Origin of the sequence: Pseudoalteromonas sp. MMG024 (genome assembly GCF_021654175.1) — a bacterium.
Classification (GTDB): domain Bacteria; phylum Pseudomonadota; class Gammaproteobacteria; order Enterobacterales; family Alteromonadaceae; genus Pseudoalteromonas.
In genome coordinates this window covers 96,557-112,608 of record NZ_JAKFZO010000005.1, presented here as the reverse complement: position 1 = coordinate 112,608, position 16,052 = coordinate 96,557, and the positions used below count along the sequence as shown (strand labels likewise).

General features: G+C 41.2%; 16 protein-coding genes. 7 read left to right on the top strand and 9 right to left on the bottom strand.

What is annotated here, in order from left to right; translation table 11 throughout:
- The first annotated feature begins 5 nt into the window (after nucleotides 1-5).
- Nucleotides 6-932 (top strand): hypothetical protein, encoded by a 927-nt coding sequence (locus L1068_RS06345; protein ID WP_237129543.1) that lies wholly within the window; start codon nucleotides 6-8, stop codon nucleotides 930-932.
- Between the two features lies 1 nt (nucleotide 933).
- Here the strand turns inward: L1068_RS06345 and L1068_RS06340 are convergent, their stop codons facing one another.
- Entirely contained in the window at nucleotides 934-1,323 is a 390-nt protein-coding gene (locus tag L1068_RS06340) for a thioesterase family protein (RefSeq protein ID WP_237129542.1), read from the bottom strand.
- Nucleotides 1,324-1,399: 76 nt separating this feature from the next.
- On the opposite strand from L1068_RS06340, the gene L1068_RS06335 reads away from it, so the two are divergent.
- Nucleotides 1,400-2,095 carry a 2OG-Fe(II) oxygenase gene (locus tag L1068_RS06335; RefSeq protein ID WP_237129541.1) on the top strand — a complete coding sequence of 232 codons (696 nt, stop codon included), beginning with the start codon at nucleotides 1,400-1,402 and terminating at the stop codon, nucleotides 2,093-2,095.
- Between the two features lie 20 nt (nucleotides 2,096-2,115).
- Here L1068_RS06335 and envZ read toward each other — a convergent pair whose 3' ends face one another.
- From envZ to greB, 3 genes are all read right to left on the bottom strand, one after another.
- Entirely contained in the window at nucleotides 2,116-3,423 is a 1,308-nt protein-coding gene (gene envZ, locus L1068_RS06330) for a two-component system sensor histidine kinase EnvZ (protein ID WP_237129540.1), read from the bottom strand.
- Nucleotides 3,424-3,442: 19 nt separating this feature from the next.
- Complete coding sequence (gene ompR / locus L1068_RS06325) at nucleotides 3,443-4,162, bottom strand: two-component system response regulator OmpR (protein WP_010561523.1); 720 nt, start codon at nucleotides 4,160-4,162, stop codon at nucleotides 3,443-3,445.
- Between the two features lie 104 nt (nucleotides 4,163-4,266).
- Nucleotides 4,267-4,773 carry a transcription elongation factor GreB gene (gene greB / locus L1068_RS06320; RefSeq protein ID WP_237129539.1) on the bottom strand — a complete coding sequence of 169 codons (507 nt, stop codon included), beginning with the start codon at nucleotides 4,771-4,773 and terminating at the stop codon, nucleotides 4,267-4,269.
- Between the two features lie 156 nt (nucleotides 4,774-4,929).
- Here greB and L1068_RS06315 point away from each other — a divergent pair, with 156 nt between their 5' ends.
- Nucleotides 4,930-7,227, top strand: coding sequence for a Tex family protein (locus L1068_RS06315; protein ID WP_237129538.1), 2,298 nt, complete (start codon nucleotides 4,930-4,932; stop codon nucleotides 7,225-7,227).
- 125 nt (nucleotides 7,228-7,352) lie between these two features.
- Here L1068_RS06315 and L1068_RS06310 read toward each other — a convergent pair whose 3' ends face one another.
- The 3 genes from L1068_RS06310 to bioH all read right to left on the bottom strand — a co-directional run bounded on the left by L1068_RS06310 (nucleotide 7,353) and on the right by bioH (nucleotide 9,333).
- The gene (locus tag L1068_RS06310) at nucleotides 7,353-8,186 is read right to left on the bottom strand and encodes a putative metalloprotease CJM1_0395 family protein (protein WP_237129537.1); all 834 of its coding nucleotides are present in this window, start codon (nucleotides 8,184-8,186) and stop codon (nucleotides 7,353-7,355) included.
- Between the two features lie 13 nt (nucleotides 8,187-8,199).
- Complete coding sequence (locus L1068_RS06305; RefSeq protein WP_010561519.1) at nucleotides 8,200-8,490, bottom strand: hypothetical protein; 291 nt, start codon at nucleotides 8,488-8,490, stop codon at nucleotides 8,200-8,202.
- 102 nt (nucleotides 8,491-8,592) lie between these two features.
- On the bottom strand, nucleotides 8,593-9,333 hold the full coding sequence (bioH, locus tag L1068_RS06300; protein ID WP_237129536.1) for a pimeloyl-ACP methyl ester esterase BioH: 741 nt from the start codon (nucleotides 9,331-9,333) through the stop codon (nucleotides 8,593-8,595).
- Nucleotides 9,334-9,394: 61 nt separating this feature from the next.
- Here bioH and L1068_RS06295 point away from each other — a divergent pair, with 61 nt between their 5' ends.
- Nucleotides 9,395-10,087 carry a phosphoribosyltransferase family protein gene (locus tag L1068_RS06295; RefSeq protein WP_237129535.1) on the top strand — a complete coding sequence of 231 codons (693 nt, stop codon included), beginning with the start codon at nucleotides 9,395-9,397 and terminating at the stop codon, nucleotides 10,085-10,087.
- Between the two features lie 65 nt (nucleotides 10,088-10,152).
- Here L1068_RS06295 and L1068_RS06290 read toward each other — a convergent pair whose 3' ends face one another.
- The gene (locus tag L1068_RS06290; protein WP_237129534.1) at nucleotides 10,153-12,708 is read right to left on the bottom strand and encodes a M14 metallopeptidase family protein; all 2,556 of its coding nucleotides are present in this window, start codon (nucleotides 12,706-12,708) and stop codon (nucleotides 10,153-10,155) included.
- Nucleotides 12,709-12,917: 209 nt separating this feature from the next.
- Here L1068_RS06290 and nfuA point away from each other — a divergent pair, with 209 nt between their 5' ends.
- Both nfuA and L1068_RS06280 read left to right on the top strand, forming a co-directional pair.
- On the top strand, nucleotides 12,918-13,493 hold the full coding sequence (gene nfuA / locus L1068_RS06285; RefSeq protein ID WP_237129533.1) for a Fe-S biogenesis protein NfuA: 576 nt from the start codon (nucleotides 12,918-12,920) through the stop codon (nucleotides 13,491-13,493).
- The gene (locus L1068_RS06280) at nucleotides 13,486-13,758 is read left to right on the top strand and encodes a hypothetical protein (RefSeq protein ID WP_100914567.1); all 273 of its coding nucleotides are present in this window, start codon (nucleotides 13,486-13,488) and stop codon (nucleotides 13,756-13,758) included. Before nfuA ends, L1068_RS06280 begins: the two co-directional genes overlap by 8 nt.
- Here the strand turns inward: L1068_RS06280 and L1068_RS06275 are convergent.
- Nucleotides 13,712-15,046 carry an MATE family efflux transporter gene (locus tag L1068_RS06275; protein WP_237129532.1) on the bottom strand — a complete coding sequence of 445 codons (1,335 nt, stop codon included), beginning with the start codon at nucleotides 15,044-15,046 and terminating at the stop codon, nucleotides 13,712-13,714. The two genes, L1068_RS06280 and L1068_RS06275, sit on opposite strands and share 47 nt — an antisense overlap.
- On the opposite strand from L1068_RS06275, the gene L1068_RS06270 reads away from it, so the two are divergent.
- Nucleotides 15,023-16,048, top strand: a complete 1,026-nt coding sequence (locus L1068_RS06270) for a polysaccharide deacetylase family protein (protein ID WP_237129531.1) — start codon at nucleotides 15,023-15,025, stop codon at nucleotides 16,046-16,048. The genes L1068_RS06275 and L1068_RS06270 overlap by 24 nt on opposite strands.
- Nucleotides 16,049-16,052: the final 4 nt, after the last annotated feature.

Sequence of the window (16,052 nt, the reverse complement as noted above, 5' to 3'; positions counted from 1 at the left end):
ACACAATGGAACTGATTGGTCAAAACCTGCCAAAGCTTAAACAAATACAGTTAAAGATCGCCAACTTATGGCAATCTTTAGCTACTGCAGAAAAACTTTATAGTGGCGCGCTTTTGCTTCTTGCATTACCGTTTGGCGGTCTGCAAGTTGCAGCGTTTTTCACATTAATAGGCTTAACCTTAGAGTTTTGGCCTCGTTTTGCAAGAGCATGGGACAGTTTAGCGGGCAAAGCCTTTATACTTCTGTTTTATGCTACAATCACTAATTTTGCGCTAGCTTTAAGTGCAGCTGTCGTTAATGAAGTAACCGGTGTTTCAGCAAACTATTTCAACTATACACACAATTTTGCCCTGCTATTAATTTTACCTGTTTGGGTGATTGGTATTAGTTTGGCTGCACTTTTGTTATTTCAAATAGTGATGCCTTTTTACTTGTTCTTGTTGCTTGTTTTAAAGCCTTTTGGCATTAAATTAGTGCGTCTATTTTCAAAAAGCGAACACCCTTTATTCACTAATAGCATCCGTTTTGTCGCAAGTTTCGCCGTTATCTTTCAGCTAATGGCATTATTAGATGGCGAACAGCAATTAAATAAAGCGCTCGCGGCTGTAGACTCGGAACAACCGGCTCTATTACCAACTGAACAAGAAAAACCTATCGAGCAACAACAAGACAACGCCAAAGATGACGCCTCTAAGATGGTTAATATTAACTTCACCGGGCACAGCAGTATTGTTAAAAGCTTAATTGCACAATTCGCATACAAGTTTGAAGCTGATATTTATTCTCGCTGTGGGCATCCGGAGGGAACACGTAGCATTGAGTTAAACGACTATGAGGTCTTACATATCAACAAAGCTGACGATACACTTTACGGCTACCAATTTACGGTTAAACAATGTGTTTCCCCCGCATTTCCAATGGAAACAAATTGATTTATTTTAAGTGTTGCGTTAAATCGTGTCGCTCTTGGTCGCAAAGTGGCACTGATTGTTTTTTATCGAAGTCATAGCGCACCATTGTGGCGTGACCTACTGCACAAAGTTCATTGTGCTGATACACTTCTTGGCAAATTACAAACGACGCATTGCCAATACGGCTAATGCTGGAGTTTATGGTAATTTCTTGACCATAAAATAGCTCACCTTTAAATTCCACTTCAATTTTGGCAACAATAAGCTTCCAATTATTGCAATCTAAGTCTGGTGTAAAGAAACGAAAAAAAGGGGTACGCGCCGCTTCAAACCAAACCGGTAGCGCTGTATTATTGATATGTCCTAACGCATCTGTTTCGCTAAAACGCGGCATAAGTGTTTCACTAAACATAGTAAATGAGCTTTATAAACTAAATATGTGCTCACTATAGTTATGTTTATTAATAATTAAAATAATAAGGTCAATAATGCAGGATTTTATTCGAGTATACGACAATGTACTTAGCAAGGAGTTTTGTGACAACTTTCTCACTAAGTTTGATAACAGCCCGTTTTTAACACAAGGCAAAACCAGTGGCGGCGTTGACCTTAGTAAAAAAAATAGCCAGGACTTGTATTTGAACCAACACATCGAATATCAAACTGAGCTACAGCATATTCTGCAAAACACCACCGAAAAAGTATTTGAGTATTTTGAAGAACATTTCTTTGCACTTATTGGCGTATTTGGTTTAAAAGTATATCACCCAAAAACCAAACAGCCGGTTGACTTAACGGTAGAAAACTTTGAAGAAGTGGGTCGCCCTCAGTTACCCATTTTAGTACAGCAAATTTTTCGCTTAGGTCAAATTCAAGCGCAAAAATACACTGCAGGCCAAGGTGGTTACCCCTACTGGCACAGTGAGGTTTATCCGCAAAAAGGCCATAACGATAGCTTGCACCGTATTTTACTGTTTATGTTTTATTTAAATGATGTGGAAGAAGGTGGTGAAACTGAATTCTATTATCAAAATAAAATGATTAAACCAAAGCAAGGCTCTATGGTAATTGCACCTGCGTATTTCACTCACACCCACAGAGGGTGTATTCCAGTTTCCAATGATAAGTACATTGTCACATCATGGGTGCTGTTCAATACCGCAGAACAAATTTATGGTGCCTAAATAAGCTAGGCACCATAAGGTTAGTTTGTTAAATGAACTCGCAAGCTAACCTTTGCTTCTAAACCACCTTCAGCACGATTGCGCAATGTTACTTTTCCTTGATGCATATCGACAATGCGCTTAATAATTGCAAGCCCTAAGCCACTGCCCTCACTACCGCGCGCCTGATCGCCTTGGGTAAACGGCTGAAACACTCGCTCTAACTCGTGCTCAGGAATACCTGGGCCTTTGTCTTGCACAAGGATCTCAACATACTCTTTATTCGCAGAGTACTGAGTCACAACGGTGACATCCTCTTCGCTATAGCGCAGCGCATTTTCAATCATATTGGTAATTACGCGCTTCATGGCAACATGGCTGATTGGAATATTTGGCAACGCTTCGTTAGCACTAAAGCTAATTTCTCGGCCCTGCTTTTGTTCCGATGCAACCACTTCCGAAACAAGCGTATTTATATCATCTGGCGCTAAATCACTTAACTTATGATTGCGTAAATACTCAATAAACTGATCAATAATCGCATTCATATCTTCGATATCGGTAATGATGCCTTCACGTAAGTAATCCTCATGTTCCGACATCATTTCTGTTGCAAGACGAATACGTGTTAATGGCGTGCGTAAATCATGGGAAACACCGGCCATTAACAGTCTACGATCTTCTTCTACCGCAGCAAGGCCACGTGACATTTGGTTAAAAGCACGCGTTACTTCAATCATTTCAATTGAACCTAGCTCGGGAAGTTGGCTCGAATAATCGCCCACTTCTACCTTGTTAGCTGCTTTTTGCATTGCTTTTAGGGGGCGGTTTAAGTGACTTGCAAATAACCAACCGCCTAACACGCTTAACACACCGATAAAGGCAAGATAGAAAGTCAGTACTTTTACATTCGCCTCTTGAAAACCGACTAACGGTATTTTAACCCAGTAGCCTGGAGCTTGTGGTGGCTCAACCCAATACACAAGGATATCGGTCTGGCTAATGCGTACACGCGCCTCACCCTGCAAATATTCAGACATCACACGAGACAAATAAGGATATTCGCTGGCCTGTTCTAAGCCGTGTCGCATCGCTTCACGTTCGCTCATCATCTCAACGCCAGTCGCCAAATAAAATTGCTCCGCAACTTCATCCGACATTTCCACGCCATCTTGATGGCCAATAAATACCGTGCGAACTTGTTTCGCCAGCATTAAATTAACTTGCTCGATAGAAGGTTTTACAACGTAAAGCGTAACCGAAATATAAGATACGATTTGATTGATAAGCAGCAGTGCACCAACCAAAAAAACGGTTTGACCAAATGCACTGCGCGGAAAAATACGCATAATGTTAGCTTAGCTGTGGTTATTCTTTGCCATCTGGCACAAATACGTAGCCTAAGCCCCATACGGTTTGAATGTAACGCGGATTAGCAGCGTCCTCTTCAATCATGCGGCGTAATCGAGATACTTGCACATCGATACTGCGCTCTAATGCACTGTAATCACGACCGCGTGCTAAGTTCATTAATTTATCACGACTTAGCGGTTCGCGAGGATGTGAAACTAAGGCTTTCAATACTGCAAACTCACCACTGGTAAGCGACACTGTTTCATCGCCTTTGCTCATTTCGCGTGTTGCTAAGTTTAATGAAAACTGGCCAAAGCGTATTTCGTTTTCTTCTGCCGAAGGCGCGCCTGGTACATCACTGGCACGACGACGTAAAATAGCTTTAATACGTGCAAGTAGTTCACGCGGGTTAAACGGCTTAGGAATATAGTCATCTGCACCAAGTTCTAAACCAATAATACGATCAACTTCATCGCCTTTTGCCGTAAGCATAACAATTGGAATGTCATTTTCTTTTTGACGTAAACGACGGCAAATCGATAAACCATCTTCGCCCGGTAGCATCAGGTCTAATACCATTAAATGAAAATTTTCTCGTTCAATTAAGCGGTCCATTTGCTCCGAGTTTGCCGCAGAACGCACAATAAAGCCCTGTTCTACTAAATAGCGCTCAAGTAAGCTGCGTAAACGCATGTCATCATCGACTACTAGTATTTTTGTTGTTTCTTGTCCCATGATTTCATTCTTCTGTTATTTTTTCTTTGGCAATATAGCCTACTATAAATACTTTTTTGACAATTAGGTAAAGGAAGAGTGTTACTAGGTATTACAAACTCTTACTATGATGCATCATAAGTAATGGCATTAATAAAAAATAATGCTTCGCCCTCTGCATTTTTAAATTCAAACTCATCATCAACTTGTTTACCTAACATAGCACGAGCAAAGGGTGAGTCGATGCTAATTTTACCATTTTTCACATCAAACTCGTCTGGCCCAACAACCTGATAGTTAAAGATATTACCTTCTTCATCTTCCACTTCAACACGGGCACCAAAAAACACTTTTCCTGCTTGTTCAGGCTTGGGATAAACAATATTCACTTGTTCTAGGCGTTTAGTTAAAAAGCGCACTCGACGATCAATTTCACGTAATCGCTTTTTACCATAAATGTATTCAGCGTTCTCCGAGCGGTCACCAAGTGCCGCAGCTTCCGATACGGCTTGCGTTACTCTTGGGCGCTCTTCTTTCCATAAGTAACGTAATTCCCTTTCTAGTTCATCATAGCCGCTACGTGTAATATAATTGGAACGCTTAGGAAATACCTGCTTAGGTGGTTTTCTCATAGTTAAATAACTAGGTGTGGTAATTTATTTATTGCTTATGATTGAAAAATTTAAGTTTAGATACAAGATCTATAGGCAATATATATAAAACAAATTTTCTGGTGTGGTCTCTCAAAATTACAAACCACCCACTTTTTACCGATTTAAAGGTTTTTAATGAACGCTATTGCTAATCAATTAGCTCACGAGCTAAACGCCTCAGTGCAACAAGTGACTGCTGCAACACAATTATTAGACGATGGAGCAACCGTTCCATTTATTGCTCGATATAGAAAGGAAGTTACCGGTGGTTTAGACGATGGCCAACTGCGTTTACTTGAACAACGCCTTGGTTATCTTCGTGAGTTAGAAGAACGTCGCTCATTTATTCTTAAGACCATTGAAGGACAAGATAAGCTAAGTGCTGAGTTAAAAGCCGACATCGATAAGGCAACCAGTAAAACCGAACTGGAAGATCTTTACTTACCTTATAAACCAAAACGCCGTACTAAAGGGCAAATTGCCATTGAGGCAGGTCTTGAGCCGCTGGCAAATCAATTATTAGATAACCCAGTACTTGACCCAGAAGTAACAGCAACTGACTTTATTAACCCTGAAAAAGGCATTGAAGACAGTAAAGCAGCACTTGATGGTGCTAAATTTATCTTAATGGAGCGTTTTGCGGAAGATGCAAAATTGCTTGCTAAGTTAAGAAACATGCAACAAAAACATGCGTTTATTGAAAGCAAAGTGATTGCCGGAAAAGAAAAAGACGGTGCCAAATATCAAGATTACTTTGAACACAGTGAAGCCTTAAGCCGCGTACCGTCACACCGAGCATTAGCAATGCTGCGAGCGCGTAATGAAGGCATTATCAGCCTAACAATTAATCCTGATCCAAGCTTAGAAGATGGCAACGCTGAGTGCGTTCGTATTATCGCCGATCATTATAAGTTAGACGTACTAGCGAGCCCATGGCTTAAGCAAGTGGCGCAATGGACCTGGAAAATTAAATTAGCACTTCACTCAGAAAACGAGTTTTTAGGTAAGATTAGGGAAGTTGCTGAGCAAGGTGCAATTGATGTCTTTGCTAAGAACCTAAATGATTTATTAATGGCTGCTCCAGCAGGCGCAAAAACCACGTTAGGTCTTGATCCTGGTTTACGTACAGGCTGTAAAGTTGCGGTGGTAGATAAAACTGGCAAGCTGCTCGATAACGTAACGATCTACCCACATGCACCACAAAATCATTGGGATAAGTCGCTGCGTACACTAAGCCAATTATGCCGCCAACATAAAGTTGAGCTTATCGCCATCGGTAATGGCACAGCATCACGTGAAAGTGACAAATTAATTGCCGAACTGTTAAAACAAGAAGCCGACCTAAAAATGAGCAAAGTTATGGTCAGCGAAGCTGGCGCATCGGTTTACTCAGCATCTGAAGTCGCAGCGGAAGAATTTCCAAATCTAGACGTATCTATTCGTGGTGCAGTTTCTATTGCACGTCGTTTACAAGACCCTCTTGCTGAGCTTGTGAAAATTGAGCCGAAAGCAATTGGTGTAGGTCAGTACCAGCACGATGTATCACAAAGCCAATTAGGCCAAAGCCTAACAGCTGTTGTTGAAGACTGTGTAAACGCCGTTGGTGTAGATGTAAATATGGCATCAGCACAACTATTAACACGTGTTGCTGGCTTAAACAAAACCCTTGCGCAAAATATTGTTAGCTACCGCGACCAAAACGGTACGTTCAATTCACGTAAAGAGCTTAAAAAAGTTGAACGCCTTGGTCCTAAAGCATTTGAGCAATCTGCAGGTTTCTTACGCATTAACCAAGGCAAAGATCCATTAGATAGCTCTGCTGTTCACCCTGAAGCGTATGAGATTGTTAAAAGCATCGCTGCAAAGGCGGACGTTTCAGTGGCAGAACTCATTGGTAATTCAGGTTTGCTAAAATCACTTTCACCACAAGACTTTGTTACGGATAAGTTTGGCCTACCAACCATCAGCGATATTTTAGCTGAGCTTGATAAACCGGGTCGCGATCCTCGTCCTGAATTCAAAACAGCAAGCTTTAAAGAAGGTGTGGAAACAATCGCAGATCTCAAGCCAGGTATGGTTTTAGAAGGTGTTGTATCAAACGTTGCAAACTTTGGCGCCTTCGTAGATGTGGGTGTGCACCAAGACGGCTTAGTGCATATTTCATCATTAACAAACAAGTTTGTTTCAGACCCACGTGAAGTGGTAAAAGCAGGCGATATTGTAAAAGTAAAAGTGCTTGAAGTAGATGTCGAACGCAAACGTATCAGCTTTACGATGCGCCTAGACGAAGAAGTGCGTGAGAAAGCACCAGCGGCTAAGCCGAAAACGAATAAACCAGCGCAAGCTACAGCAAAAAAAGCAAAGCCTAAGCAAAATAATAATGCTGCTATGGGTAACGCATTTGCTGAAGCATTTGCAAAGCTAAAGAAATAACGTGATTTAAACTACGGGCTGTTGAGCTTTCAAGTACATTTGAGAACTGTTAGCGATACTTAACTATTTAACCGAATTGTTATAAACACACTCATAAAAAACCGCACAGTGTGCGGTTTTTTTATTTATGCATAGCTTGCTAAGTTAGGCCGTTCAAACGGCGACGTTGCAGCCTGATAGAATTTAGCGATGCGCTCTGCTCGTTGATTAACTTCAGAATCACGACGCTCACTAAAATCGTAGTTAGTTTGCTTAGCCTCGCCATCGTCAGCCTCTTTATCTGAGCTTTTTTCGCTTTTATCAAAAAACGTACTCAGCTCTGCATTCAAATCAGCTCGCGCTTCGCTCATTTTCTGATTTGCTTCAGCAGCAATCGCGCGGTCCGCTCCTGACGGTTCTTGCGGGGCTAATGCGGCAGCGCGTACTTGCTGCATTTTGTCTATGGTTGCCTGCGGGTCATTAGGTACTTCGCTTATATCAATCGGCACTTCACCCGCAACTGCATAATTGTTGCCATCGCTCCCACGCTCATATTCGTAACTTGGGCTACCAGCATACTGACCACCCACTGCCGCATGCGCTTGCTCGTGTGCTTTAACTTCGCGATCTCTTTGCTTAAGCTGAGAAAGTGCTTGTGCCTCGACTTGTTCAAGCTGTTTTTGCTTCTCTTGCTCTTGTTGCTTACTCTGCTGCTCTTGCTGGTCCTGATCTTGCTTTTTTTCACTTACTTTAGTGATGTCTTCGGATTTATTATCGAGTGCGTCTTGGTTTTCAATTTGGCTGCTGCCGGGTTGACGTGTTTTATCTTGATCAGCTGCGAGACGAGAATTTGCAGCGGCAGCTTCTGCTTGCTTTACAGGCGTAACTAATTCGCGCAACTGATTATCACGTCGCGCTGTTTCAGTATGTACATTAGCTGTGTTTAAGCTAATGTTAGGATAGGTTGTTACGATGTTCATTTGTTTTGCTGAGCTAAACTCTTACATCAATTAACGTGCCCAACACCTCGTCAGCCGTTTGAATTGAACGGGTATTTGCCTGCGCATTAAATTGTTCAACTCTAAGGTTAACTAGCTCGTTAGTTACATTAACTGGCGGGCTTTGCGCTTCACGCGTTTCTGGTGCTGGCTCGGCGCGTTCAACTTCTCGTTCCGTTTGCGCACGTGCAATATTTGCTGAAGACTCAGTAATACCATCAGAAGCACTTTGCAGGCCTTGTAAGCCAGCATTAAATGCAGACCCCAAGTTGTTTGAAACGTCCATAAACACTCCTTTATTCATAAAGAATAGTGATAGCTTTATTATCGCTCAAAATTCCATCAAAATAAAGTTAAAGCGGCAATAATTTGCCGCCCTGGAAATGTTTTAACTTTCTATATGAGATAACAATAAGTTAGTAAATTCTTGCGGGTGAGAAATAAAAGGTGCATGAGATGCTTTAGCTAGAATATCTGCCTTAAATTGAGGATTAAATTGCTGCATTTTTGCGACAGCTTTAACTGGCACAAGGGAGTCAAGGCGGCCAAAAATACCAGAGATAGGTAAAGGAAGTTGCGCAAAAAGATCTCTCAAATCTTCATTTTTTAAAATAGCTAAACCTCCTGATAACGCGATCTCTTGCCCCGCTGGGTATTCAGCAAGCAAGGCTTTTATTTGCTTGATGTCTTGCTTTGCATGCTCACTTCCCATTGCTTGAATTGCCAAAAATCGTTCTACAGTTTTTTGATGGTTGGTGCTCAATTGCGCCATAAAGGTATCTAACACCTTGTCGTCAATACCACGCCACTGCTCACTACTTGCAAAAAATGGAGTTGAAGCAACCAACACTATTTTCTTTACTTTATGTGGGAAAAGCGCAGCAATTTTTAACGCAATAAGACCTGATAAAGACCAAGCAACTAACACTGACTGGTCTGCAATATCTTTTGCTAGTTGCCTTGCAACACAATCTAAATTATATACAGCATCGCTAAATTGATTACCGCCAAAACCAGGTAAATTCAAAGTATGTATCGTATGGTCACTTTGCACCTCAAGTGCATCTTTTTGTAACTGCCAAATACCTTTATTCATGCCCCAACCATGCAGTAGAACTACATCAGCCATACTTTGCCCTCACTTTAAATTTTTGCCGCTATACTAACAGTTAGCGATATGGAAATCCTATATGAATTACTGCTCCCGACTTTTCAATTGGGCATTGCCGAATCTATGCGTGTGCTGCCGTCAACCTATTCGTGCTCCGGCAAAAATTTGCCGCGTATGTTTGTCTGATATTGAACGATTAAGTTTTAAAAGCTCAGCAAACCTACTTCACCACCCAGATATCAACAAACTAATACCCAACCCTACATTTGACTCACTCTTTGCAGCTTGTTGGTATCAACATCCGGCTTCAACTTGGCTAAAAGGCATTAAATTTAATAAACAACTGACATACAAAGCGGCATTACATCAGTTAATTAAAGCGCAAATGAAAGACGCGCAAGCAGAACAAAATTGGCAAATGCCCGATGTGTTAATGCCAGTACCATTGCATTGGCAGCGGCGCGTTGTTCGTGGTTTCAATCAAAGTGAAGAAATTTGGCAACGCACCGGTATTGCAGTTGATACCAAATCCATTGTCCGCACCAAACGCACTAAGCCGCAGAGCGAACTAAATAAACGCGATCGCAAAACCAATATTAAAGGTGCGTTTAGCTGTGAGCTCAAACACCAATACCAACATGTTGCAATTGTTGATGACATCATAACTACGGGATACACGGTTAATGAAATTGCAAGGTTATTAAAAAGCGCTGGGGTGAAACAGGTTTCTGTGTGGGTGTTTGCGATTAGCGATCCATCTAAACCTAGTTAAGTTCATCCAGTAAACAAAAAAGGCGTCCAAGACACCTTTTAAATAAAAACTATTAGTAACGTACGTTATTTAGCATCAATCGCATGACCAAAGAAAATAGCATTACTTAATAAACGGCTTGTGCCATACCAATAACTACGAAACACTGGGTTATCTGACATTGCAATCACTTTGCCCTTACCATAATTGTGTGCCATTAAAACGCCTGCACCGGCGATTTGCTGATTGTTAAGCTCATGACTAAAGCCCGCTAGTAGCGGTGTTTTAGTATAGGTTGCAACATTTACAAACGGCTTTTCACTTGGCTTTAAAACAAAGGTGCTGTTTTTAAACACCGGCAGAGTTTCACGCTCAAATGAGAAGCTTAGAGGGTGGCTTAAATCGATATTCGCATTAAAAATAGCGCCTGCGATTCGTTTATCGCCATGGTAACTATCTTTATCAGCGTAACTCAAATTATCGGTTGGAAAAGCTTTTGCCATGTCGTTGCTTGAAAGATATTCCGCTTTCAAAATACCTTTGTCCGCTAAGAATTTTGCGCCCGATTTATGACCCCAAATTACACCACCGTGTTGCACCCAATACTTTAGCTTTTCAACCATTTTTGCATTTACAGTCGAAAAACTGCCATTGGTTAAAATAACATGGGTGTACGATGCTAAATCAATGCGTTCCAAACGATCTAAATCAACCAAAGTTGCGGCAATATCTAAATAACGGTCAAGGTAATACCAAACTTCACCTACCTCATATTGGCTGGTACCTTTACCGCCTAATAGTAATACTTTTGGTGTTTTTAACGGCACGATATTGCGCGAGCCAATATCAACACCTTGCGCTGTTAATCCCGATGATATTTGATGTACTTTTACCGATGAATTACTAGCTAACTGCTGAACTTTGTTAAACCAATCAGCATCTTGTTGCAGACCCTTGGCGATAATAATTGCGCCAGCAGCAAAGCGTTGTTCACCATTTGCAGTAGATGCAGTAAATGGTTTCATTGCCGCTCGAGCAATAACACCATTTTGCTGTAACTGTGATAGCAGCTTAGGTGCTAGGTAATCGTTCCATTCAAAGGCAAATGCATAGCTTGAAGCTAGGTTCTGGTTTTCAGTTTGATTAGCTGGCTGCCATGAGTCTTGGTATTTAATACCGCGGGTTGAGGTTACAGCAGAAAATTCAAGGTTAAATGAATGCGCTAAGTTCCAACCTGAAACATCATAAAAGGTATTATCGTTAAAGCTTGTTTGCTCTAAAAACGCGCCTTTAATTAAGCGATATTGAGACTGATTTAGCGGAATATAAACACTGCTATTAGCAGAGAAACCTTGCTTGTTAACGCTAATGTCTTTACTAAGCGGATATGCCTTAATCTGATGCTGCTGCAATAGCGACAAAAATAACTCATAACGTGACTTGTCGTTACCAGCTGCAACTACATAGCCTTTTACTTTATCTTTTTTCGCAAGCTTTGCGGTATCTTGATAAAACTTCTGCTGGTAAGACAATAAGCCTTGCTTGCCCGATACAACCGCATCAAAAGTAGATAAAGAAGTCGTTAATTGATTTTTTACAGCATCATAAAACTCGCGTACACCATTGATAGTTTCATGCTTGTGGCCTCGTGCACTGCCTTGCTCAAACAAAATACCAATGGTGCCATGGATATCTGGATAGGTAGAACCCTTGCCAATATAAAAGTCATCAAAGCTTTCTTCGGTAAAGTACAGCTCACCTTGTTGATCTAATGCGGCTGCGTGAAAGGTCGCTATTTCTTTTGTTAGTTCTACATTTTGCTCAGGAGTAAGTGGAAACTTACGCGATGGAATACCCGGTTGGAAAAAATAAGTGCTGTGAGGACCCATTTCATGAAAGTCAGTTAATACATGGGGCATCCATTGATGATACTTAGCAATACGCGCCTGCGACTCTGGGTGCTGGAGCAACAACCAATCTCGGTTTAAGTCAGTAAAATAATGATTTGTTCTACCGCTTGGCCAAGCTTCATTATGCTCTCTGTGGTTTTCATCTGCGACTAAGTTTTTGCCTTTGTGACTGTTCACCCATTGCGCAAATCGCGCTAAACCATCTGGGTTTAATGCAGGATCTAACAAAATAACTGTTTCGTCTAATAAGCGGTTAATTTTTTCACCTTGCGCCGCAGCAAGGTAATAGGCAACTAATAACGCCGCATTACTGCCACTGGCTTCGTTACCATGCACACTATAGCCCATCCACGTGATTACAGGTGCATCAGCATTTATCGTTGCACCTTCGATTGATTGCGCTAAGTGCTGTTTACGCACAGTTTCAATGTTATTTAAGCGTGCTGGGTTAGCGATCGTTAATAATAATAACGGACGTTGTTCATGGCTGTAACCAATCACCTCAATGTTGATGCGCTCACTTTTTTCAGCTAGCAACTTCATGTAGCTAACAAGCTGATCATGGCGAACATGCCAATCGCCTACCTGATAACCCAGAACAGACTCTGGCGTAGGAATAGAAGGATCGAAACGAATATTATCGCCAAAATAAAAGTTTAAGTTCTTTGCTGAACTGATACAGCTAAACAGTGCCAAACAGGCTGTTATTAAAAAAAAGGACAGCTTTTTCATAGTGATGCCATAATGATAGGTTAGTTATATTTATTGCATTTTTATGCATATTCACAGTAACAATGTTTACTACGCAAACCTACAGCTTTAAGTTGAAGCAGCAAAAAAATAAGATAAGTTAAAACCTTTTCAACTTGCCCTACTATTTTAGCAAAGCAAAAAAGTGATATACTAAAAACCGAGTAAATTAGTCAGGTATAGGTCGAATTATGATTACCATTTCTGAGGCAGCACAAAGCCACTTTGCCAAACTGCTAGCAGATCAAGCTGAAGGCACTAACATTCGCGTTTTTGTGGTTAACCCAGGCACAACACAAGCCGAGTGTGGCGTGTCATATTGTCCGGCAGATGCCGTTGAAGAAACGGACATTAAGTTACCATTTAATGGATTCGATGCCGTTGTTGACGAAGAAAGCGCACCGTTTTTAGAAGAAGCCGATATTGATTTTGTTACTGACAAAATGGGCTCACAACTAACGCTTAAGGCACCAAACGCAAAAGCGAAAAAGCTAAGTGATGACGCGTCACTGCAAGAGCGCGTGCAACATATGATTGAAACAGAAATTAATCCACAACTAGCGAATCACGGTGGTCAGGTTAACTTAGTTGAAATCACCAAAGACGGTATTGCCGTAGTCCAGTTTGGTGGTGGTTGTAATGGCTGTTCAATGATCGATGTAACACTTAAAGATGGCATTGAAACGCAAATGATTGCTAAGTTTGATGAAATCACCGGTGTACGTGATATTACTGAACACCAGTCTGGCGAGCATTCATATTACTAAATTCAAACATCTAGTCTACCGACTAGGTCAAGAACCTAAAACAAGCCTAAAACGCTTTTTCAGCGGTTTAGGCTTGTTTGTTATTGCTGCTAGCTTAATTGTTTATGGCTACTTTAACAGTCATTATTTCCAAATAGCAGGGCTTGTTCTACTACCTATCGCGCTGTATTTTGCCATTTATGGTTATCTAGGTATTTTTGCTAATCGCTTTTCACAAGTTATTGCAAAAGCTGACGAGAGCGCCAAAAATCGTGATATTTTTTAGCCAGCGTTAATCCTCTCAACGCCATAAAACACGTCATAGCCAGCCATAACCCGTGATTACCCAACGGGTAACTAACGGCAAATACTCCCGCAAAGCCAACAAGTGCTGAAAAAATCATGGTATTACGCATTTCTTTTGCTCTGGTTAAGCCAACAAATACGCCATCGTACAAAAAGCAAAAACTAGCAATTGGCGGCAAAATAATAGACCAAATTAAAAACTTCTCGGCGGTCGCCAACACATTAGGCAGATCGGTTAACACACTGATAATCCAGCTACCTAGCAGCAAAAACATGACGCTGTATAAACAAGCAAACATAAAAGCCCAAAAGCGACCGATAACAACCCAAAGATGAATCGCTTGCGCCTTTTTTCGTCCTTTCGCTTGACCCACTTTCGCTTCTACAGCATAGGCGATACCATCTAAGGCGAAACTGACTAACAATAAGAAGTTAAGTAATACGGCATTTGCAGCAAGCGTGGCATCCCCTAAAAAACCGCCATAGTAAGTCATAAAGGCAAAGCAAAGCTGCAAAAAAAGTGAGCGAATAAAGATATCTCGATTTAACTTAAGCGCACTAGTTAGGCCGTTGAGTGATGTTTTCAAAAGCGCAGAGAACGATAATCCATGCTTAGCAAAACGTTCTTTAAGCAACAACACAGCAGCTATTAAACCAATGTAATCAGCGAATACCGAAGCAAGTGCTGCGCCTTCAACCTGCCAGTCAAAACCCACTACAAATACAATATCGAGCACAATATTGGCGACATTGGTCACCAGTACGATCATTAATGTGCCTTTACTGTATTGCGTGCCTAACATCCACGCCAATAACACCATATTGAGTAATGCGGCAGGTGCGCTAAAAATACGAATATTAAAATACGTTTGCGCGTGTTTTATCGCGGCATCACTTCCCGATAAAAACAGCCCCATAAAATGACTGATCACAGGGCTTATTGCTAGTAATAATAACGCAACAGCGACTGCAAATAGTGCCGCGCGCTTTAGCTCTTGCAGCAAACCATTTTTACTGTCTTTTCCGTAAGCCTGTGCAACCAAGCCGGTTGTGCTCATACGTAAAAAACCTGCGAGCCAGAAAAGTAAATTAATAACCATGCTGCCAAGTGCCACGCCAGCTAAAAAGCTAGCGTCACTGAGGTGGCCGATTACACCTGTATCTACCAAACCGAGAAGTGGTACACTGATGTTTGATACAATCATCGGCCAAGCGAGTACTAGCAGCCCAACATGGAACGATTTATGACGAGTAAAAAAGTTTTTCATTTATTTATTGGATTATGGTTAATCTGTTATTTTACGTTTGCTAATGCCGCTGTGATTTTACAATATCACCATGTATCAGAAACTTTACCACGTGTGACAAGCCTATCTGAAAATGAATTCAGCGCCCACTTAAGTTATTTAAAAGATAATAATTATAGTGTTGTTCCACTTCAGCACATTATTGAAGCAGTTAAAGAGCAAAAGAGTATACCTGACAAAACAGTTGCACTCACATTTGACGATGGATTTATTAATAACTTCACGCAAGCAGCCCCCATTTTAAAGCGCTTTAACTATCCCTATACCATTTTTGTAAACCCACAACTGATAGATGAAGGTAAAAGCTATGTGATGACGTGGCCGCAGCTAAAAGCACTGACAAAAGAAGGTGCATATATTGCAAACCACAGCGCAAAGCACGATTACTTGCATATTCGCGAAGATAACGAGTCACTAGCGCAATGGCGAGAGAGAATACGCAACGATATTACGCATTCTGAACAACGTATTAAGCAGGAGATTGGCCACAACTTTAAGTATGTCGCGTATCCCTATGGTGAGTTTAATCGTGAATTACAAATGTTAGTAAAAGAGTTGGGCTATGTTGGTATTGGCCAGCATTCAGGCGCTGTTGGGTTAAGTACCGACTTAACGCGCGTGCCGCGCTTTCCGGCATCAGGGATTTATGCCAATTTAGACACATTAAAAACAAAAATCGCGAGTCTACCGTTTTCATTTAACCTAAAAGCACAATCGGTTACAACCAACACGACACCAGTACTCAGATTAACCTTTACCGAGAAAGACTTTAATAACTCGCAATTCAATTGTTTTATCAGTGGCAACACAGCCAAAATTACTTGGCAAAGTGAAAATGAAGTGACTGTGCAAACTGAAGGTGAGCTAAACAAAGGACGTTCGCGTTACAATTGTACTGCGCCAAGTAAATCTAAAGTGGGCCGTTTTTACTGGCTATCTCACCCTTTCGTGATTGCTAAATAGCACG